The sequence below is a fragment of the Pseudomonas sp. BF-RE-22 genome (assembly GCF_019956155.1).
Taxonomy (GTDB): Bacteria; Pseudomonadota; Gammaproteobacteria; order Pseudomonadales; family Pseudomonadaceae; genus Aquipseudomonas; species Aquipseudomonas migulae.
Genome location: NZ_JAHBDD010000001.1, coordinates 158,701 through 178,538, shown reverse-complemented (window position 1 = coordinate 178,538; position 19,838 = coordinate 158,701). Strand labels below are relative to the sequence as shown.

At 58.4% G+C, this 19,838-nt stretch carries 19 protein-coding genes; 4 read left to right on the top strand and 15 right to left on the bottom strand.

The annotated features are described in order from the left end of the window. Nucleotides 1-64: 64 nt before the first annotated feature. The 7 genes from KGA82_RS00845 to minC all read right to left on the bottom strand — a co-directional run bounded on the left by KGA82_RS00845 (nucleotide 65) and on the right by minC (nucleotide 5,582). Complete coding sequence (locus tag KGA82_RS00845; RefSeq protein WP_162130712.1) at nucleotides 65-232, bottom strand: hypothetical protein; 168 nt, start codon at nucleotides 230-232, stop codon at nucleotides 65-67. Between the two features lie 137 nt (nucleotides 233-369). After that, complete coding sequence (locus KGA82_RS00840) at nucleotides 370-1,659, bottom strand: M18 family aminopeptidase (RefSeq protein WP_008040545.1); 1,290 nt, start codon at nucleotides 1,657-1,659, stop codon at nucleotides 370-372. A gap of 106 nt (nucleotides 1,660-1,765) precedes the next feature. Next, complete coding sequence (locus KGA82_RS00835; protein ID WP_223449361.1) at nucleotides 1,766-2,608, bottom strand: lipopolysaccharide kinase InaA family protein; 843 nt, start codon at nucleotides 2,606-2,608, stop codon at nucleotides 1,766-1,768. 153 nt (nucleotides 2,609-2,761) lie between these two features. After that, on the bottom strand, nucleotides 2,762-3,397 hold the full coding sequence (locus tag KGA82_RS00830; RefSeq protein ID WP_008031443.1) for an RluA family pseudouridine synthase: 636 nt from the start codon (nucleotides 3,395-3,397) through the stop codon (nucleotides 2,762-2,764). A 180-nt stretch (nucleotides 3,398-3,577) separates the two neighbouring features. Beyond that, nucleotides 3,578-3,832, bottom strand: coding sequence for a cell division topological specificity factor MinE (minE, locus tag KGA82_RS00825; protein ID WP_007944431.1), 255 nt, complete (start codon nucleotides 3,830-3,832; stop codon nucleotides 3,578-3,580). After that, entirely contained in the window at nucleotides 3,832-4,644 is an 813-nt protein-coding gene (minD, locus tag KGA82_RS00820; RefSeq protein WP_008040547.1) for a septum site-determining protein MinD, read from the bottom strand. Before minD ends, minE begins: the two co-directional genes overlap by 1 nt. A gap of 200 nt (nucleotides 4,645-4,844) precedes the next feature. Continuing rightward, nucleotides 4,845-5,582, bottom strand: a complete 738-nt coding sequence (minC, locus tag KGA82_RS00815; protein WP_032832547.1) for a septum site-determining protein MinC — start codon at nucleotides 5,580-5,582, stop codon at nucleotides 4,845-4,847. A 118-nt stretch (nucleotides 5,583-5,700) separates the two neighbouring features. Between minC and KGA82_RS00810 the strand changes: the two genes are divergently transcribed. The 3 genes from KGA82_RS00810 (at nucleotide 5,701) to KGA82_RS00795 (ending at nucleotide 10,875) form a co-directional block, all read left to right on the top strand. Continuing rightward, nucleotides 5,701-6,633: a lipid A biosynthesis lauroyl acyltransferase gene (locus tag KGA82_RS00810; RefSeq protein WP_223449359.1), complete on the top strand. Its 933-nt coding sequence runs from the start codon at nucleotides 5,701-5,703 to the stop codon at nucleotides 6,631-6,633. A 158-nt stretch (nucleotides 6,634-6,791) separates the two neighbouring features. Beyond that, nucleotides 6,792-7,961: a patatin-like phospholipase family protein gene (locus KGA82_RS00800; RefSeq protein ID WP_223449357.1), complete on the top strand. Its 1,170-nt coding sequence runs from the start codon at nucleotides 6,792-6,794 to the stop codon at nucleotides 7,959-7,961. A 73-nt stretch (nucleotides 7,962-8,034) separates the two neighbouring features. Next, the gene (locus KGA82_RS00795; protein WP_223449355.1) at nucleotides 8,035-10,875 is read left to right on the top strand and encodes an RHS repeat-associated core domain-containing protein; all 2,841 of its coding nucleotides are present in this window, start codon (nucleotides 8,035-8,037) and stop codon (nucleotides 10,873-10,875) included. A 42-nt stretch (nucleotides 10,876-10,917) separates the two neighbouring features. Here the strand turns inward: KGA82_RS00795 and KGA82_RS00790 are convergent, their stop codons facing one another. The 8 genes from KGA82_RS00790 to puuE all read right to left on the bottom strand — a co-directional run bounded on the left by KGA82_RS00790 (nucleotide 10,918) and on the right by puuE (nucleotide 19,027). Further along, complete coding sequence (locus KGA82_RS00790) at nucleotides 10,918-11,703, bottom strand: outer membrane protein OmpK (RefSeq protein WP_223449353.1); 786 nt, start codon at nucleotides 11,701-11,703, stop codon at nucleotides 10,918-10,920. A 375-nt stretch (nucleotides 11,704-12,078) separates the two neighbouring features. Then, nucleotides 12,079-12,864 carry an outer membrane protein OmpK gene (locus tag KGA82_RS00785; protein ID WP_223449350.1) on the bottom strand — a complete coding sequence of 262 codons (786 nt, stop codon included), beginning with the start codon at nucleotides 12,862-12,864 and terminating at the stop codon, nucleotides 12,079-12,081. Between the two features lie 158 nt (nucleotides 12,865-13,022). Further along, nucleotides 13,023-14,375 (bottom strand): nucleobase:cation symporter-2 family protein, encoded by a 1,353-nt coding sequence (locus KGA82_RS00780; protein WP_008031456.1) that lies wholly within the window; start codon nucleotides 14,373-14,375, stop codon nucleotides 13,023-13,025. A gap of 166 nt (nucleotides 14,376-14,541) precedes the next feature. Next, nucleotides 14,542-15,834 (bottom strand): urate hydroxylase PuuD, encoded by a 1,293-nt coding sequence (locus KGA82_RS00775; RefSeq protein WP_192227310.1) that lies wholly within the window; start codon nucleotides 15,832-15,834, stop codon nucleotides 14,542-14,544. A gap of 50 nt (nucleotides 15,835-15,884) precedes the next feature. Further along, entirely contained in the window at nucleotides 15,885-16,388 is a 504-nt protein-coding gene (locus KGA82_RS00770) for an ureidoglycolate lyase (RefSeq protein WP_008146154.1), read from the bottom strand. Between the two features lie 116 nt (nucleotides 16,389-16,504). Next, nucleotides 16,505-17,500 carry an allantoicase gene (alc, locus tag KGA82_RS00765; protein WP_008031459.1) on the bottom strand — a complete coding sequence of 332 codons (996 nt, stop codon included), beginning with the start codon at nucleotides 17,498-17,500 and terminating at the stop codon, nucleotides 16,505-16,507. A gap of 88 nt (nucleotides 17,501-17,588) precedes the next feature. Beyond that, the gene (gene uraD, locus KGA82_RS00760; protein ID WP_223414379.1) at nucleotides 17,589-18,104 is read right to left on the bottom strand and encodes a 2-oxo-4-hydroxy-4-carboxy-5-ureidoimidazoline decarboxylase; all 516 of its coding nucleotides are present in this window, start codon (nucleotides 18,102-18,104) and stop codon (nucleotides 17,589-17,591) included. Further along, the gene (gene puuE, locus KGA82_RS00755) at nucleotides 18,101-19,027 is read right to left on the bottom strand and encodes an allantoinase PuuE (protein WP_008031461.1); all 927 of its coding nucleotides are present in this window, start codon (nucleotides 19,025-19,027) and stop codon (nucleotides 18,101-18,103) included. The genes uraD and puuE overlap by 4 nt, the downstream gene beginning before the upstream one ends. 419 nt (nucleotides 19,028-19,446) lie before the next feature. Between puuE and uraH the strand changes: the two genes are divergently transcribed. After that, nucleotides 19,447-19,800 carry a hydroxyisourate hydrolase gene (uraH, locus tag KGA82_RS00750; RefSeq protein WP_008031462.1) on the top strand — a complete coding sequence of 118 codons (354 nt, stop codon included), beginning with the start codon at nucleotides 19,447-19,449 and terminating at the stop codon, nucleotides 19,798-19,800. The last annotated feature ends 38 nt before the right edge of the window (nucleotides 19,801-19,838 follow it).

The window sequence follows — 19,838 nt, the reverse complement described above, 5'->3', positions numbered from 1 at the left end:
TGAAAAGAGCAGATCGACCGAGTGTACGAGCCCGCCAAAATCAATGCGAGCCGAGGGCGAGGATTTATTCGTTGAGTTTGGCGAGGATCTTGAAGACCACGGTAGCGAGGATGGTCAGCATGCCGATCCACATCGCGAACACGCCGGCATTCTTGTCGCGGAAGTTGAAGCCGATCGCCAGCAGGATCATCCCGGCAAGAATCGGGATCAGCATGGCGTGAAATGAAGACATCGAGATCATGAGCGACTGCCTTGTCGATGGGGGTATTTAAAGTCTAGGTGGGTTTAGCATTTGTAGGAGCCGGCTTGCTGGCGATGGCGTCATTGAAATCGCCATCGCCATCGCCAGCAAGCCGGCTCCTACAGGGATTACGGCAGCTCTTGGCTGGCGTAGAACGCGCTCAGCACTTTCACCAGGTGCGCCAGATCATGACTGCCGCACAGTTCGCGGATCGAGTGCATGGCGAATGTCGGCAGGCCGATGTCCACGGTGCGCACACCCAGGTGGCTGGCGGTGATCGGGCCGATGGTCGAGCCGCAGCCCATGTCGCTGCGCACCACGAAGCTTTGCACCGGCACTTCTTCGGCCATGCACAGATGGCGGAAGAACCCGGCGGTTTCGCTGTTGGTGGCGTAACGCTGGTTGCTGTTGACCTTGATCACCGGGCCGGCGTTGAGTTTCGGGCCGTGGTTGGCGTCGTGCTTGTCGGCGTAGTTGGGGTGTACGCCGTGGGCATTGTCGGCCGAGACCAGCAGGGATTTCTGAATGGTGCGTACGAATTCATCACCTTCGGGCAACAAGCGACGCAGCGTCTGCTCCAGCATCGGGCCGTCAGCGCCACAGGCCGAGCAGGAGCCGACTTCTTCGTGGTCATTGGCGACCAGCACGCAGGTTTCGTCAGTTTCAGCCGTCAGCAACGCTTGCAGGCCGGCGTAGCAGGACAGCAGGTTGTCGAGGCGCGCACCGGCGATGAAGTCGCCATGCAGGCCGATGACCGCAGCGCTCTGGGTATCGTAGAAGCTCAACTCGTAGTCGAGCACCACGTCGGCGTTCAGGCCATGCTCGAGAGCAAGTTGATTGGTGAGCACGGCGCGGAAGTCCACGCGCTCGTCACCGGCGAACTGCGCGAGGATCGGCGGCAATTCGGTCTGGGCGTTGATCGCCCAGCCCATGTTGGCTTCACGATTGAGGTGAATGGCCAGGTTGGGAATGATCGCAATCGGCGTCTTGAAGTCGATCAGCTGGCTCTCGACCTTGCCGTCGCGGCGGAAGGTCACGCGGCCTGCCAGGGACAGATCGCGGTCGAACCACGGAGCCAGCAGCGCGCCGCCATACACTTCGACACCCAGTTGCCAGAAACCCTGGCGTTGCAGTTCCGGCTGGGGTTTGACTCGCAGGCACGGGCTGTCGGTATGGGCGCCGACCAGGCGGATACCGCCATGCAGGGGAGAGTGACGGCCCATTTTGACGGCGACAATCGAAGAGTCGTTACGGGTGACGTAGTAGCGGCCGTTGGCTTCGGTGGTCCAGGGCTCGCGTTCGTCGAGACGCTGATAACCCGCCGCTTCCAGGCGCTGAACAAGGCTGGCGGTGGCATGAAACGGGGTAGGGGAGGCCTTGAGGAAATCGATCAGGCCTTGGTTCAACTCTTCGCGCATAAGTAGCTCCAGACAGCAATGGCGCAAGTTTACCGTATTGGCTCATGGCATTGCAGACACAATGCCGTCCGTCGCGCGACGTTTGTCGGTGGGTCTGATTTGCGCGTCAGCCTGTGATCAGAAGACCGCTGAGGAACACTTCACGGCGTTGCTTGCGGCCCACGTATTCATGCTTGCTCGCGACATACACCGGGTTGAACTTTTTCTTCGAGATGTTTGGGAGTTGTCCTGTGTACGTTTCAACCAGCCGATCATAGTCGGCTTCAGTAATGTGTTTGTAGATTTCCCGGCGATAGAAAAATCCCAGCTGGAAGCCCAGGGTTTCGCTCGGGTGGAGTGTCTGGCTGGCGAAGCAGTTTTCAAAATCGATGGCTTTGAGCGGTGACTGCGACGATTCGGGGATCAAGATGTTGCCGGCCCAGAAATCCATGTGAGTGATGTTCTTCAGGGCGAGGGAGTGGAGCAGATCGAAAGCATCCTGGATAAATGCCTCCACGTTGCCGGGGTTGCGTTTAAGCCACTGTACGCCGTCAAGATGGTCGTCAAGCAGGCGCGTGATAATGAAATACTCCTGGGTCAATCCCAGCAGGTCCTTGGTGTAGCCAAATCCTTGAAGTGGTGGCATCCGGACGCCGCGGCGCTGCGCTTCATGGGTATTGATCAGTTCTTCCAGCGGCCAGTCGAAGCGACCGTTACGCTGTGGTTTGCCAAAGGTTACCCGCACTTTCGCCTTTAAAGTATCCAGCGGCTGAACCTTGGCAAATAGAGGGGTGTCACCACTGGCGAGCGGTGCGCTCGCACGGGTGAGCTTGCGAGCGCTGCGCTTTTCAATCAGTTGCTCCAGCGCTTGCCGTGCTTCGACGCAAGGCTGTTCGCTGAGGTGCAGGGTGGTGTTGGCAAAGCTGAAGGTAATTGGGTAGTCGTTCTGAAGTGTCTTGCAACTGCGCACTGGGCGTCCTGCCTGCTATCGTAATGCCATTATTTTACGTTTCTTTACAAATTTATGACAATAATTTAACGCCATTTTTACGACAGATAATTTGTTTCAATAAATAAAAACGCCCTTCAGTTGAAGGGCGTTTTTTCATCTCGGCGCGTCTGCTCAAAACGGTGCCGGGCACTCGAAACGCAGGCGTTCACCGGTCTGCGGATGAGTGAAGCTGAGCATGCTCGCGTGCAGGCACAGGCGTGGCCAGGCGGCCAGCGCCTGCTCGTGGGCATAGAGCCCGTCACCCAGCAGCGGGTGGCCGATGGAGAGCATGTGCACGCGCAACTGATGGGAGCGGCCGGTGATCGGCGTCAGTTCAACCCGGCACCAGTCGCCGCATCGTTCCAGCACGCGCCAGAATGTCAGGGCGTTTTTGCCGAACTCGAAATCCACCACATGGCGCGGCTTGGTCGGCGGGTCGTAACGCAGGGGCAGGTCGATGCTGCCGCTGTCCAGTTCCGGCTGGCCCCAGCAAAGTGCGGTGTAGGCCTTTTCGGTTTCACGGTCGTGAAATTGCCGAGACAATTCGCGATGGGTGTCCGGGTCACGGGCCAGCAGAATGATGCCGGAGGTTTCCCAGTCCAAGCGATGGACGATGCGGGCTTCGGGGTAGCCGTTTTCTTGCAGGCGGGTGATCAGGCAATCCTTGTTGTCATCGGCCCGGCCAGGGACGGAAAGCAACAGGGTCGGTTTATTCACCACCAGTACGGCGGCGTCCTGATGGATGATGTGGACGTTGGACAGCGGCATTAAACAGCCTCGTAACAAACGCCAACGGCGACTCAGGCTTTCAGGGCTCTTGTAGGAGCGAAGCTTGCTCGCGAAGGTGTGTCAGCAACGTTAATGTCGACTGACACACCTTCGCGAGCAAGCTTCGCTCCTACAAGGAGCAGCAAAAGCCTGAGCCGCCGTGGCTCCCGACGGGTCGACTCAGCGATCCGGCAGGGTGATATTGAGTTCCAGAATCGAGCAGCTACCCTGGTTTTCCAGGGCGACATGCACGTCATCGGACCCGATATTGACGTACTTGCGGATGACTTCGACCAGCTCTTTCTGCAAGGCTGGCAAGTAATCCGGCGTACTGCGTTGGCCGCGTTCATGCGCCACGATGATCTGTAGACGCTCTTTCGCTACCGAGGCGGTACTTGGCTTCTTGTTAGCACGAAAGAAGTCAAAAATGTTCATTACCGGCCTCCAAACAGACGCTCAAAGAATCCTTTCTTCGTCACATCGAGAAACCGATGCTCCACGGTTTTGCCCAGCAGGCGTTCGACCGCATCGCTGTACGCCTGACCGGCGTCGCTTTGATCGTCGAGAATCACCGGCACGCCGGAGTTGGACGCCTTGAGTACCGCTTGGGACTCAGGGATCACACCCAGCAGGGTCACAGCGAGAATTTCCTTGACGTCTTCAACGCCGAGCATCTCGCCATCGCTGACGCGTTGCGGGTTGTAACGGGTCAACAGCAAGTGTTCCTTGATCGGGTCTTCGCCGTTTTCGGCGCGACGCGATTTGCTGGCCAGCAGGCCCAGCATGCGGTCCGAGTCACGAACCGAGGAGACTTCCGGGTTGGTCACGACAATCGCTTCATCGGCGAAGTACATGGCCAGGTGAGCACCTTTCTCGATGCCGGCCGGGGAGTCGCAGACCACGAATTCGAAGTCTTCCTTCAACGCCATCAGGACTTTTTCCACGCCTTCGACAGTCAGCGCGTCTTTGTCGCGGGTCTGACTGGCGGCCAGTACGTAGAGGTTTTCCAGGCGTTTGTCTTTGATCAGGGCCTGTTGCAGGTTGGCTTCGCCGTTAACCACGTTGACGAAGTCATACACGACGCGACGCTCGCAACCCATGATCAGGTCGAGGTTACGCAAGCCGACGTCGAAGTCGACGATAACTGTTTTGTGACCGCGCAGTGCGAGGCCGGTACCGATAGCAGCACTGGTGGTGGTCTTACCCACACCACCCTTGCCGGATGTAACCACGAGAATCTTGGCCAAGGTGTTTCACCCCTAAGGAAAAAGGACATTTAGCCCCTGAAAAACATCTCTGGAAAAACGACTGCAGTCGGACAGCTTGGCTGGAATCCGGTCATGAACCGCGCTTACCCCCGGTAAACACTGCTTTAGGCCTTTTTCCTACTTCGTTTGAGCCGTTTTCGCTACGTTTTAGAGATGCTTGGAAAATGCGGCAGTATCCGTTAAAGCCGAATGATGTTCAACACATCGCCCGACAGGCTGACCTGTACACCCGCGCCCCACAAAGGGTCGCGACGCAGATCTTCCGAAACCTTGTAATGGCCGGCGATGGAGACCAGTTCAGCGCTCATTTGCTGACAGAAAATCCTGGCTTTCGTGTCGCCTTTGACCCCGGCCAATACACGACCACGCATCGGTCCGTATACATGGATGTTGCCGTCGGCGAGAAGTTCCGCCCCCGGGCTGACCGAGGAGATCACGACGAGGTCGCAACCCTGGGCATAAATCTGCTGGCCGCCGCGTACCGGCGAGGTGATGATTTTCGTCGGTTTGATCGTCGGTTCAGCGGGTTTTTCCGGTTTCTTCGCCACGGTGCCTTCAAGCGGGTCCAGCGCACGCTCGCGGGCGCCGGAGGGCGGCAGCACCGGCAGGTCGACCGCGATGGCGGCGGCGATGTCTTCGATGCGACTGGCACGGATCGCCAGGGTGCGCAGGCCGTGCTGGCGGCAGACGCGCATCAAACCTGGCAGATCGACCGCACCTTCGCTGGCCGGAAGCTTGTCCAGCGCCAGTACCAGCGGCGCGTTGCTGAAGAAGCCGGGCGCCTGGGCGACCTTGGCGGCCAATTGCCGATCAAGGCTTTCGAGGTCGTTGCGGGCCAGCTCCAGCACGGTAATGGCGAGCATGCTGCCCTTCAACTGGAACACGGGATCCTGGTCTTGCGGTTCGATTTGGCTCATGGTCGGCATACAACGGCTTGTCACTAAAAGTGCCGAGACTTATAACGAGAACGCTCGCGAGCCGCAAGCCGGGTCGAACGATGTAGAATGCGCGGCCATTGTCTTTCCGGAACCTTTAATGGATCGCCCGCGTTTTCAAAAAACATTTCTGATGCCGCGTTTCTGGCCGCTGTGGTGCGGCTTGGGGCTGTTGTGGCTGATCGTTCAGTTGCCATACCCGGCGCTGCTGTTTATTGGTCGTGCCCTCGGTGCATTGACGTATCGCGTGGCGGGCGACCGACGGCGCATTGCCAAGCGCAACCTGGAGCTGTGCTTCCCGGAAAAATCCGCTGCCGAGCGCAAGCGCCTGCTCAAGGAAAACTTTGCCTCCACCGGCATCGCATTCTTTGAAATGGCCATGAGCTGGTGGTGGTCGCGGGAGCGTCTGGCCAGGTTGGCGCATGTCGAAGGGCTGGAGCATCTGAAAAAGGCCCAGCGCGAAGGCAAAGGCGTGATTCTGATGGCCGTGCATTTCACCACGCTGGAAATCGGCGCGGCGCTGCTCGGCCAGCAACACACCATCGACGGCATGTACCGCGAGCACAAGAACCCGTTGTTCGACTACATCCAGCGCAATGGCCGTGAGCGACACAACCTCGACTCGCTGGCCGTGGAGCGTGAAGACGTGCGCGGCATGCTCAAACTGCTGCGGGCCGGCCGGGCGATCTGGTACGCGCCGGATCAGGACTACGGCGCCAAGCAAAGCATCTTCGTGCCGCTGTTCGGGATTCAGGCCGCGACCGTCACTGCCACCAGCAAGTTTGCGCGGCTGGGCAAGGCGCTGGTGGTGCCGTTCACCCAAGAGCGTCTGGCGGACGGCAGCGGTTATCGCTTGGTGATCCATGCGCCGCTCGAAGGTTTCCCCGGCGAGACCGAAGAGGCCGATTGCCTGCGGATCAACCAATGGATCGAAGGCGTCTTGCGCGACTGCCCGGAGCAATACCTCTGGGCCCATCGCCGCTTCAAGAGTCGTCCGCCGGGCGAACCCAAGTTGTACGCAAAACGCGGCTGAATCCCCAATCCCTGTAGGAGCGAGCCTGCTCGCGAAAAACCCGAGAGCGTCGCGGAGTGTCAGGCAGCCAACGTCATCGTTGACGACCATCGCCGGCAAGCCGGTCTCGCTCCTGCAGGGAAATGGAAAATTCCAACTAGCACCATGGAGTGTTGTGCATGAGTCCAGGCGAACCGGTTACAGGGTTGATTCTTTCCGGCGGCGGGGCTCGGGCGGCCTATCAGGTCGGCGTGCTGGCAGCGATTGCCGAATTGCTGCCGGTGGGGGCAAACAATCCGTTCCCGGTGATCGTCGGCACCTCGGCCGGGGCGATCAATGCGGTCAGCCTCGCCAGTGGGGCGATGGATTTTCGCAATGCCATCGAACGCCTGACCGCTTTCTGGCAAGGGTTCCGTAGCCATCTGGTTTTGCGCAGCGACTGGCCGGGCGTGATCCGTCAGGCCAGCCGGTTTGTCAGCCACAGTCTGCTTGGCATCGGCGCTCAGGTGCCGGTGGCCCTTCTCAACAGCTCGCCGCTGCGCCGGTTGCTCAACGACAAATTGCACATGACCGGCATCGCCGAAGCCATCGCGCAGAAGCAGTTGAAGGCCGTGGCAGTCACCGCGTTCGGTTACGAATCGGGTCAGGCGGTCACCTTTTATCAGGGCGGCGGCACCATCGACGCCTGGTTACGCCATCGACGCATCGGCGTTCCTGCGCAGTTGACCGTCGAGCACCTGCTCGCCAGCTCCGCCATCCCGCTGCTGTTCGCCCCGGTAAAAATCGGCGAGGAATATTTCGGTGACGGCGCGGTGCGCCAATCGGCACCGATCAGCCCGGCCTTGCACCTGGGCGCCAGCCGCGTGCTGGTGGTGGGCGTCAGCGGCAACCCGCGCGGTGTCGACCCGGAGCGACCGCTGCAACGGGCCTACACCGGGCAGCAGCCGACGCTCGCGCAGATCGGTGGGCACATGCTCAACAGTACGTTCATTGACAGCCTGGAAAGTGACATCGAACTGCTGCAGCGCTTGAATCAGTTCAGCCATCTGATGCCCGCCGGCACGCCGACCCGCACGCTCGGCGTAGCGCCGGTGGAGGTGCTGGTGATTTCGCCGAGCCAGCCGATTGATGAGATCGCTGCGCGACATCGCCAGGAACTGCCGGCAGCGCTGCGTCTGTTTTTGCGCGGGCCGGGTGCGACCAAGACCAGTGGGGCGGGGGTGTTGAGTTATCTGCTGTTCGAGGCGGGGTATTGCAGCGAGTTGATTGATCTGGGGCGGCGTGATGCGTTGGCCAAACGCGAAGAGCTGTGTCGGTTTCTCGGGCTTTCGGTGCCGGAGCCCGCTTGAACTGTCATTTGTGACAGTAGACGTTCAAGTATTTATTCGATCAGATTAAAGCCCTCAGGCAGAGGGTTCGAACATGGCGGCCACGCAATGGATTGATGCTCACACACCGAGTCTGGCTGTGGTGGATTCTCGCGGCTTGGTTGTGCGAAATGTCGCCTACTGCCGCCATCCTCTGAACTCATCGATTGATACCCGCATCACCCGTAACCACTTCGATCCTGCCGGACGGCTTTTTGCGTCCCGGGACCCACGCCTGTGGGGAGCGGCGCCGAAACCCAATCTTGAAAACACCTTTGATTTGCAAGGCCGGCCTCTGCTGGTGAAGAGCGTGGATACCGGTTGGCAGCTGAGCTTGATCAATCAGGCGGATGCGACCTGCTCGTTCTGGGACGGTCGCGGTGGTCAGCGTCACAGCGAATTTGATGAGCTCCAGCGCCCGACAGCCGTTACGGAGCAAATGGCGTACGAGTTGCCGCGTGTTTCCGAGCGCTTTACGTATGGCGATGCCAGTGATGAGCGGACGGCCCATAACCAGTGTGGTCAACCGATCCGCCATGACCATCCGGCCGGCAGGCGCAACCTCTGTGAATATGGTGTGGGTGGATCGCTGCTGGCGGAGCAAACGCGTTTCCTGCGCGATCTGGAGCTGCCGGACTGGTCATCTGAATTCGCCGAGGCGGAACTGGAAGACGAGGTGTTCGAGACGACGTGGCAGTACGGTCCTGTAGGAGAAATGCATTGTCAGACTGACGCCATGGATAACGTCAGATCGTTCGCTTACGACCGGGCCGGTCAGCTACGTGAAACCCGATTGAAGCTGGCCGGTTCTTCAGGAGAGCCGCGTTTGCTGGTCAGTGAAATCCGCTACGACGCTTTCGGCAGGAGCATCAGCGAACGGGCTGGCAATGGCGTCACCACCATTGCCCGGTATGCAGGTGAAGACGGGCGCCTCCTGCAATTGCAGTCCTGCGATGTCGATGGCAAGCCGCTTCAGGATTTTAGCTACGGTTACGATCCCGTCGGCAATATCACCTTCATCGAAGACCTGGCTCAACTGACGCGTTATTTCAATAATCAGCGGATCGATCCGGTCTGCTGCTATGGCTATGACAGTCTTTATCAACTGATCCAAGCCATTGGCAGCGAAGTCAGTCAACCCAGTTACGGCCCGGCTTTGCCAGCCTGGCAAACCACGCCGCTGGACCCCAACCAGTTGCGCAATTACACCCAGACTTTCAATTACGACGCCGCCGGTAACCTGCAAACCCGCCATCACAGCGGTGCAGAAACTTTTGAGATGTTTACGGCTACGGACAGTAATCGCAGCGTTGCGGATAAAGGTAACTTGGTCGACGGCTTCGATGCCAACGGCAATCAGCTGGAGCTGTTACGCGGCCAGCGGATGAGTTGGGATGTACGGAACCAGCTCAGCAGCGTAACGATGGTGAAGCGCGACGACGGCCCTGACGATACTGAATGTTACTGCTACGACAGTCCTGGGCATCGCTTGCGAAAAGTCCGACTGACTCAGGCAGCGCATCGCACACTGCGTTCTGAAACGCGCTACTTGCCGGGCTTGGAAATCCATCGTGACAAGGCCACTGGAGAAGAGCGGCATGTGTTCAGTGTCGAGGCCGGGCGCGGTCAGGTCCGCGCCTTGCACTGGGTCGCAGGATTGCCTCGTGATGTTCGTAACGATCAACTGCGTTTTTGCCTGAGCAATCATCTGAATTCCAGCACCCTGGAGTTGGATGAGCGGGGCAGAATTCTGAGTCGGGAGGTTTATTACGCGTTTGGTGGCACGGCGTTGTGGGCGGGTGTCAGCGAGATCGAAGCCAGGTACAAAACGATTCGTTATTCGGGTAAAGAACGGGATGCAACCGGGCTTTATTGTTACGGCTATCGGTATTACGCACCGTGGTTGCAGCGGTGGGTGAACCCGGATCCGGCAGGGTTTGTTGATGGGCTCAATCTATTTAAAATGTTGTTGAATAATCCCCTGAATTTAATCGATTCGTTCGGAACAAATGTGGTGCCAAGTAATGCACATTACTATTGGGAGGGCGGTGAGATTTCAGAGGGGTTTGTTCGAAACATGCTGGTTTTTAAAAACTTAAACCCGGAGTATGAGGTGAGCCTTTGGACATCTCAGTCGTCACGCGTATTTGATGTTTTAAATGCTATGAGGGAAAGTCTGGATCCAGTCAGCAGGGAAATGGCGTTCCGTGAAGGTGACCAGTTGTTGATAAGAGATCCTCAAGAACTATTTGATCAGCTTGCGCCGATTTATTCGCAGTCCAGAGAAATAGAATCAATATATTATCGAGAGGTAAATGGACCCTACAATAATTATGCGGCAGCAAGTGATATTGTCAGGCTGGCTGCGACATATGTTGAGGGAGGAGTCTATATGGACGGCGATGTAGCTGTCGGGGGACCTCTTGGTGTACTGAGTGCGTCTCGGGGTTTTCTGGCCTTGTTTGAAGGTGAATATACGACGAATGCCGTCATTGCAGCGCAGCCTGGTTCTGAAATAGGCGAGGCGCTGCTGGATAAAGTGGTTTTTGAATATTCGGATAGTTCTGCTAATCGTTATGGTTTCGATAATTTTGGCTGGCAACAAAAGAGAAGTGCTTCGGAGGAAGTAGGGGTATTTAGTCGGCTTAAGTTGACGATGCATATGTCCGGTCCAGTAATGCTGTTGGAATATGTTCGTGGTCCGGAAATTGGGCCGGAGTTGAACCCCGATGAATTATCTATACCTTTCCGTTTTTTTCATACCTCACCTTCGCAGTTGGAGAGTCCGGTTGAGCGTAGTCTTCCTGAGATGATTTTTTCAGGATACCGCCCTGGAACAACGGGTGGTGGAGCCTGGGCAGATGTGACGCCAGGACGTAGAGCTTCGGTGGCTTAATACTACCCATCCCGCCGACACAGGCGGGATGGGTGATTTTTATCAGAAGTGGAATTTCACCAAAAAGCTCGTAGTACTCTGATCAGTCTTGAAGTACTGGCTATCCTTAATCCCGTACTTGTCCGACCAATAGTCATACTCCACACCCACATACAACTGCTTCTCGCCAAAATTCAGCGCTTTACCCAAGTCATATTTAACCTGCGGGTTGAAGTGCAGGTTGGCGTGGTAGTCGCCTTTGGAGTTGGAGTCGTTGTCGACTACCCAGTCCATGAAACCGTCGATCAGGATGCTCGAATCGCCGACCGGGATGGTGTAGGACCAGACCGGGGTGATCTGCCAGACGTTGTCGCCCGCACGGCTGCCTTCGGTGTGGCGCTGGTAGAAGTTCAGCTGGAAGTAATCGAAACCAGGGATTGCCAGGTCGAAACCCGGGCCGATCAGGTAGGACTCGGTATCGCCTTCACCAAACTCGTACGTCATGGCCAGCAACACGTCTTTGACCGGGCCGAATTCGACTTTCTGGTCGAGGACTTTGCCCAGGGAAATACGCGGGCTGAACTCACCGTAATAGGTGTTCGGGCCGACGTTGAAGTCCTTTTCGCCGTTGTAGAAGATCTTGTCGACGAAGAAGAAGTTATCCCCATATTTCCAGCCATCGGCGTGTTCGAAGGTCACGGTCTGCTGAATGCGTGGGTTGACCTGGAAGTCCTTGCCATACAGGTAGGTCAGGCTGTTGTTCTGCCATTGCAGCAAGTCGCCGGCCATGGCCTGGCCCCCGGCCAGCAAGGATCCCGCCAGCATCAGGCTAGTGCACGTACGTTTCATTCGGTTGCTCCCAAAAAGTAGGTGTTTCACGTTGTTTTTTTAAGGTCGGCGCTCTGGTGTGGCGCCTTTTTCCGTAGCGGTAAAAAATCATCCAATCGGTCAGCTTCAGTGCTGTTAGCAAGAGCTGCGCCAAGGCTTTCGAAAAGCAAAAAAACTCCCGTTCGGCGGCTCAAGAGCCGTCGATTGAGAGGGGGGTTGGAATGCCTTGATACCGTCCAGGGCCGGGATAAGTTGGCTTTCTGGTCAGGAATTAAATCCGGGCTTTTTTTTAAAGCGGATTCAGGCGGCCGCGGAGAATACTGACTCCAGGGCCGGGTCTCAAGTGCCCCGCAACAGCGCACCGACGACAGGTTTTGGGCACTGTTGCGGGTCATCTTAAAAGTGCACCTTCACCAGCAGGCTGGTGGTGTTTTCATTGGTGTCGAGGCGGGCGTTGTTTTCCACGCCGTACTTGTCTTTCCAGTAGCTGTACTCGACGCCGACATACACCTGTTTCTCCCGCCAGCCCAAGGCCTTGCCCAGGTCGTATTTGATCTGCGGGTTGAAATGCAGGTTGGCGTGATAGGTGCCGCGCGAGTTCTGGTCGTTGTCCACGACCCAGTCAAGGTAGCCGTCGATCAACAGGTTCGAATTGCCCAGCGGGACGGTGTAGGACCAGGCCGGTGTGATCTGCCAGACATCATCGCCAGAGCGCGAGCCTTCGGTCTGGCGATAGTAGAAATTCAAGGTGAAAAAGTTGAAGCCCGGTACTGCAAGGTCGAAGCCGGGGCCGATCAGGTAGGCTTCGGTGTCGTCTTCGCCATTCTCGTAGGTCATGGCCAGCAACACGTCCTTGATCGGGCCGAACTCGAAGCGGCGGTCGAGGATTTTGCCGAAGGAGAGGCGTGGGCTGAATTCGCCGTAATAGGCATGAACGCCTTTGTTCCGGTCTTTTTCGCCGTTGTAGTAAGTGCTGTCGACGAACAGGAAGTTGTCGCCGTACTTCCAGCGGTCGGCGTGTTCGAAGGTGATCGTCTGCTGAATCGACGGGTTGATCGCGAAATCCTTGCCGTACAGATAGCTCAGGCTGTTGGTCTGCCACAGCAGTAAATCGCCGGCCATGGCTTGGCTGGCAGCCAGAAGACCGCTGCCTAACAGCAGGTTTGTCTGTGTCCGAATCATCTGTTGCTCCCTCTTGTTTTTATTTTCAAGGCGCAGGAAACCCCACCCCTGTAGGAGCCGGCTTGCTGGCGATGAGGTCAGAACATCCAACATTGATGTCGTCTGACACACCGCCATCGCCAGCAAGCCGGCTCCTACAGGGGTTGTGCGTTTCTGTCTTAGTGGGCGTGGCAGTCGTTGATCGCGGCGCGTTCCTTGCCGCCGAGGATGTTGAACAGCAGGTTCAGCGCCAAGGCACTCAACGTTGCCATGGCGATGCCGCTGTGGGTGATCGGGCTCATCCACAACGGCAGGTGGGCGAAGAACTCCGGACGTACCACCGGGATCAGGCCCATGCCGATGCTCACCGCCACCAGCAATTGGTTGCGACGGTCACCGATGTCGGCTTCCTGGAGAATCTTGATCCCGGTGGCGGCGACCATGCCGAACATCGCAATCGCCGCACCGCCGAGCACGGCGGGTGGAATCGAGGCGACCAGGAACGCGGCTTTCGGCAGCAGGCTCAATACGATCAGCAACCCGCCGGCAACGATGGTCACCGAGCGGCAGCGCACGCCGGTCATCTGCACCAGGCCGATGTTCTGCGCGAAAGAGGAATGGGTGAAGGTGTTGAAGAAACCGGCGAAGAACGACGCGCCGGCATCGCACAGCAAGCCGCGACGCAACATCCGTGGGCAGACTTCCTGGCCGGTGATTTTGCCCAGCGCGAGGAACATCCCGGTGGACTCGACGAAGATGATCACCACCACCAGGCACATCGACAGAATCGGCGCGAGTTCAAACTTCGGCATGCCGAAGTGCAGCGGGGTGACGAATTGCAGCCAAGGCGCCTGGGCCATGCCGCTGAGGTCGACCATGCCGATCAACCCGCAGATCACGTAACCGAGGCACATGCCGATCAGCACGGAAATGTTGACCCAGAAACCGCGCATGAAACGATGGACCAACAGAATGGTTGCCAGCACCAGCGCGGCGATGGCCAGGTAAATCGGGGAGCCGAATTGAGCGGCGCCGGCACCACCGCCCGCCCAATTGACGGCGACGGGGAACAGCGACAAACCGATCGAGGTGATAACCGTGCCGGTCACCAGCGGCGGGAAGAACCGAACGACTTTGGACATGAACGGTGCGATGAGCATGCCGAAGAACCCGGCGGCGATGGTCGCGCCGAAGATTCCTTGCAGGCCGATACCGGGCATGCCGGCCATGGCGACCATGCTGCCGACGGCAGCGAAGCTGGCGCCCATCATCACTGGCATGCGAATGCCCATCGGGCCGATGCCCAGCGACTGGACGATGGTGGCGATGCCGGCCACCAGCAGGTCGGCGTTGATCAGGAAGGCGATTTCTTCACGACTCAGGCCAGCGGCCTGTCCGATGATCAGCGGCACCGCGATGGCTCCGCCGTACATCAGCAAAACATGTTGCAGACCGACCAGGATCAGTTGCAAAAGGGGCAAACGCTGAATGGCGGGTGCGTCGGGGATGCGCGCTTGGGATAGCTCGGACATGCAACACCTCGGATCTTTTTTATTCTTGTGATTTTGTGCATCAGGGGAGACCGCGGCGCGGCCATTCGCGGGCAAGCCTCGCTCCTACAGGTTTTGTGCCGTTTGCATCATTTGTGAACGACACAAAACCTGTAGGAGCGAAGCTTGCTCGCGAAGCTTTTAGCGATTAATTGGTCGGAGCTCCCTGAACAATCCACGCGCCGATCAGGTCACGTTCCTGCTGGGTCATCTGGGTGATGTTGCCCAGTGGCATGATCTGGCTGGTGACGGCTTGAGCCTGGATGCGCGCCGCGTTCTGGCGGATCTGCTCGGGGGTATCGAACATCACGCCGGCCGGTGCTGCGCTGAACAACGGGCTGGTCGGCTTGGCCGAGTGGCATACTGCGCAACGTTCTTGGATCACGCTGTGCACTTTGTCGAAACCCGGGCCGGCGTTTGCCGCCTGGACCGGTGCTTCAGCCGGTTTCGGTGCGGCAGGTTTGGCACCACCGCCGAGGGCGGTTTCCGGCAGCGGCTGGTACTCGATGGTGCCAGGAGCCTTGGCCACTTCAGGTGCGCTTGGCATCTGCGCCGGGCCAGTCACGTAAGCCAGGCAGATCATGCCCACGGCTGCGACGGGCAGGGTCCAGGCAAACTTGTGGCTGTCATGACGGGTGTTGAAATAGTGACGCACCAACACCGCCAGCACCGCGATCCCGGCCAGGATCAGCCAGTTGTACTGGCTGCCATAAGTGCTCGGGAAGTGGTTGCTGATCATGATGAACAGCACCGGCAAGGTGAAGTAGTTGTTGTGACGCGAACGCAGCAGGCCTTTGGCCGGCAGTGCCGGATCGGGCGTGCGGTTCTCGGCAATCGCCGCTACCAGTGCGCGCTGCGCCGGCATGATGATGCGGAACACGTTGCCGACCATGATGGTGCCGATGATCGCGCCGACGTGCAGGTACGCACCACGACCGCTGAACACTTTGCTGAAGCCGTAGGCCGCGCCGATGATCAGCACGAACAGGATGAAGCCGAGCAGGGCAGGGCGTTTGCCCAGGGCCGAGTCGCAGAGGAAGGAGTAGACGAACCAGCCAACGAACAAAGAAGCGATGCCCAGGGCAACACCTTCAGGGCCGGTCAGGCTGCTGCCCGGTGCCAGCAAGTACAACGTCGGGTTGGAGTAGAACACCACGCACAGCAGCGCGATCCCCGACATCCAGGTGAAGTAGGCTTCCCATTTGAACCAGTGCAGGTTGTCCGGCATGGTCGGTGGAGCCAGTTTGTATTTTTCCAGGTGATAGATACCGCCGCCGTGGATCGCCCACAAATCACCGGCCAGACCACTTTTCGGGTTGACCCGATTGAGGTTGTTTTCCAGCCAGACGAAATAGAACGACGCACCGATCCAGGCCACGCCAGTAATCATGTGAACCCAGCGCACGCTCAGGTTCAGCCATTCCAACAGATGTGCTTCCACAGTCTTTACCTCTCGCCTGTCACTCTGTTGTCGAGTGATCAGACCTTCTCTTATTGGTGGGGGGCGAGGATCAAACGCTCATCCTCTTTGAAAAAATGCTCATCGCAGTTATTGCCTGTGCCACTGCGATCAACCACCAGGAAGTCATCCCGCTTTTCGATCGTCAGCACCGGGTGGTGCCAGACGCCGCGATGGTAATTAATGCCCTGCCTGCCGTTGGTGACGAAGGCGCGGACCAAGCCTGATACAGGTTCATCGCCAAGTGGCGCGACCACGATCAGAAAGGGGTTGCCGAGCAGCGGAATGAAAGCCTGGCTGCCCAGCGGGTGACGCTCCAGCATGCTGACGGTCAGCGGCATGTCCTGCGCGTCGGCGCGGAAAATGCTGATGATCGCGTTGTCCTCTGGCTTGGCGGTTTCGACCGTCGCCAGTTTGTGGAAGCGCATGGTCGAACCGTTGTTGATCATGAAGTGATCGCTGCCGTCGGTTTCGATCACGTCACCGAAAGGGGCGAAGGCTTCTTTGGTCAGCGGTTCAATCGTCAGTGTGCGCATGCTGGTCTTCTTATCCGAATTCAATGTTGTTTGTTCTGTCGTCTTCGCGGGCAAGCCTCGCTCCTACGGTTTGAGAAACCTGTAGGAGCGAGGCTTGCCCGCGAAGGCCTCAGCGCTTATTTAGCGACCTTGCCCAGGACACGCAGGCGGCTCACACCGCCATCCGGGAACACGTTCAGGCGGATGTGGGTGATCGGGCCCAGCGCCTTGATCTGCTCGGCGAAGGTGTGTTCGGCGTGCATTTCCAGTTTCTGCGCCGGCAACAGTTCGCGCCAGAACAGCGATTGGGTTTCGATCTGGCTGTCGGTGCCGCCCTTCACAAAGGCGCCCTGGATCGAGCAGGTGTCCGGGTAGTTGCCCTTGAAGTGCAGGGTGTCGACGACGACTTTTTCGATCTCGCCGGCATGACCCAGCGCGACGATGACCCAGTCATTGCCCGGCGTGCGACGACGTGCGGTTTCCCAGCCGTCGCCCATGTTGATGCCACGGCCCGGGTTGAGGATGTTGCTCATGCGGCCGAAGTGTTCGTCGGAGCAGGCGAGGGCGCGGCCACCGTTCAGGGCTGCGGCCAGGTCCACTTGCTCGTTGTCACCCACAGCAGACCAGTCGCGGAACGGAATGCCGTAGACACGCAGACGGGCCACGCCGCCATCCGGGTAGATGTTGAAGCGCAGGTGGCTGAAGGCCTGGTCGTTGCTGATTTCGTGGTAGTGGTGGCTGTTGCCTTGCAGCTCTACGGCCGACAGCACTTCAGTCCACTGGGTGTTGTCGTCAGGCTCGCCAGACGCGAGGAAGCAGGCTTCCAGCGAAGCCGACGGTGGGAAGTTGCCGGTGAAGAATGAAGTGTCGATGTCTACGCCTTTGATCGAACCCGGCACGCCCAGGCGGATGACCGCGCTGTCGTAGCCTTCGAAGCGTTTGCGACGCGATTCCCAGCCGTCCATCCACTTGCCGTTGTCATCGAACACGCCCTCCTTCCACACGGCCGGGGTCGGTTGGAACAGACGGTTGGCGTCTGCGAACCAGTCATCGGTGACCGAAATGATTTTGGTGCCCAGGCGGGCGTCGGCCAGGTTGACGAACTTCTCGAAAGGTACGGCGTAAGCTTTCATTCTTCTTGTCTGCCTTTAATAAGTTGGCTTGGGATGCTTGCAGTGCCCTGGGCGATGTTTGCGTCCAATGTCGCTCGGGCAAGGCTCGCTATAGGGTCAGTAATCGGAACAGGGCGATCTTGTTGATCTCCGCCAGCGCGCACTTGAACTCGGTTTCTGCCGGGTTGTGAATGCGCGTTTCGAACGCCGCGAGGATCTGATGCCGGTTGCTGCCTTTTACCGCCATGATGAAGGGAAACTTGAACTTGGCTTTGTAGGCGTCGTTCAGCTCGGTGAAGCGAGAAAACTCTTCGGCCGTGCATTGGTGAATACCGGCGCCAGCCTGTTCATTGGTGCTGGCTTCGGTCAACTGGCCCTGGACGGCGGCTTTGCCGGCCAGGTCCGGGTGAGCGTTGATCAGGGCCAACTGGCTTTCGTGATCAGCGCTCAACAGGATGTCGCTCATGCGCTGGTGCAGGGTTTCGATCTCGTCGATCGAAGCGTCCTGGCCCAGGTCGAAGGCCTTCTCGGCCACCCATGGCGAATGTTCGTAGATGTCGGCGAAAGCGGCGACGAACGCGTCGCGGCTCAGGGTCGAGGGTTTCAGGGTTTGAAAGGTGCTCATTGGGCAGCCCCTTGGTACGGGTGGGTTTCGTGCCAGTGGCGAGCGATGTCGACGCGGCGGCTGAACCACACCTGTTCATGACTTTTAGCGTATTCGATAAAGCGCTTGAGCGAGGCCAGACGCGCCGGACGGCCGATCAGCCGGCAGTGCAGACCGATCGAGAGCATTTTCGGCGCTTCGGCACCTTCGGCGTACAGCACATCGAAAGCGTCTTTCAGGTATTCAAAAAAGTCGTCGCCCTTGTTGAAGCCCTGGACCTGGGTGAAGCGCATGTCGTTGGTGTCCAGGGTGTACGGGATCACCAGGTGCGGCTTGCCGGTCGGGTTGTTCGGTTCCCAGTAGGGCAGGTCGTCGTCGTAGGTGTCGCAGTCGTAGAGAAAGCCGCCTTCTTCCATCACCAGTCGACGGGTGTTCGGGCCGGTGCGGCCGGTGTACCAGCCCAGTGGGCGCTCACCGGTGATTTCGGTGAGGACGCGGATCGCTTCGAGCATGTGCTCGCGTTCCTGTGCTTCGTCCATGTACTGGTAGTCGATCCAGCGATAGCCGTGGCTACAGATCTCGTGACCGGCATCGACCATCGCGCGGATCACGTCCGGGTGGCGCTGGGCGGCCATGGCCACGGCGAAGATGGTCAGCGGAATGTCGAATTCCTTGAACAGTTTCAGAATCCGCCAGACGCCGGCGCGGCTGCCATACTCGTAAAGGGATTCCATGCTCATGTTGCGCGCGCCTTGCAGCGGCTGCGCCGAGACCATTTCCGAAAGGAAGGCTTCGGACTCTTTGTCGCCGTGCAGGATGTTGCGCTCGCCGCCTTCTTCGTAATTGAGCACGAAAGACAGGGCGATGCGCGCATTGCCCGGCCAGTGTGGGTGAGGAGGGTTACTGCCGTAACCGATCAGGTCGCGTGGGTAGTCAGCGCTCACTGCAGTCTTCCTTCTTATTCGTTGACAGGTTGTGTGGCGGCCTGGCGATGGGATGACAGGCTGGCGTCACAGCGATGGGCTGATTGTATACAACTTTATATCCACTTTGTAAGCCTGAATTTTCGCATTTTTCATCTGCTGTCATCTTGGGGTGATACTGCAAGAAACCTGCCCAGTTGGTCAGCTAATGGATAGAAGGTCCGCTGCTCGTATGGTTTGGCGTCAGATTGACTGCGAATCCTTGAACGGCGGTGCTGGCTGCAAAAATGTCGTTTTTATTGTGTACAATTTTTATTAAAAGTGTCTTAATCAGTCGCTCGCCGCAGCTTTTCGTGCTCCGAATCGGTGCGGTCTCCTTTTCAACTGACTTCGGGAGGCGCGAGGTCTGACTGCTCTACGCAGGCAGGCGCGCAGAATCAATGGGACGTTTGACTACACACGTTTTGGACGCTGCACACGGTTGCCCGGGCAGCTCGATCAAGGTCGAGTTGTACCGCGTTGAAGGCTCGCAGCTGGAATTGGTCGCCAGCGCAATCACCAACAGCGACGGCCGTGTCGATGCCCCGCTGCTGCAGGGCGATGACTACCGCACCGGGGTCTATCAGGTTCAGTTTCATGCGGGCGATTACTACCGCGCCCGTGGCGTTCAGCTGCCGGAGCCTGCGTTCCTGGATGTGGTGGTGCTGCGGTTTGGCATCTCCGCGGAACAGGATCACTACCATGTGCCGCTGCTGATTTCGCCTTATAGCTATTCCACGTACCGCGGCAGCTGATCCCCCAAGCAGCTGTCGCCTCCGAGAAGCGACTGCGC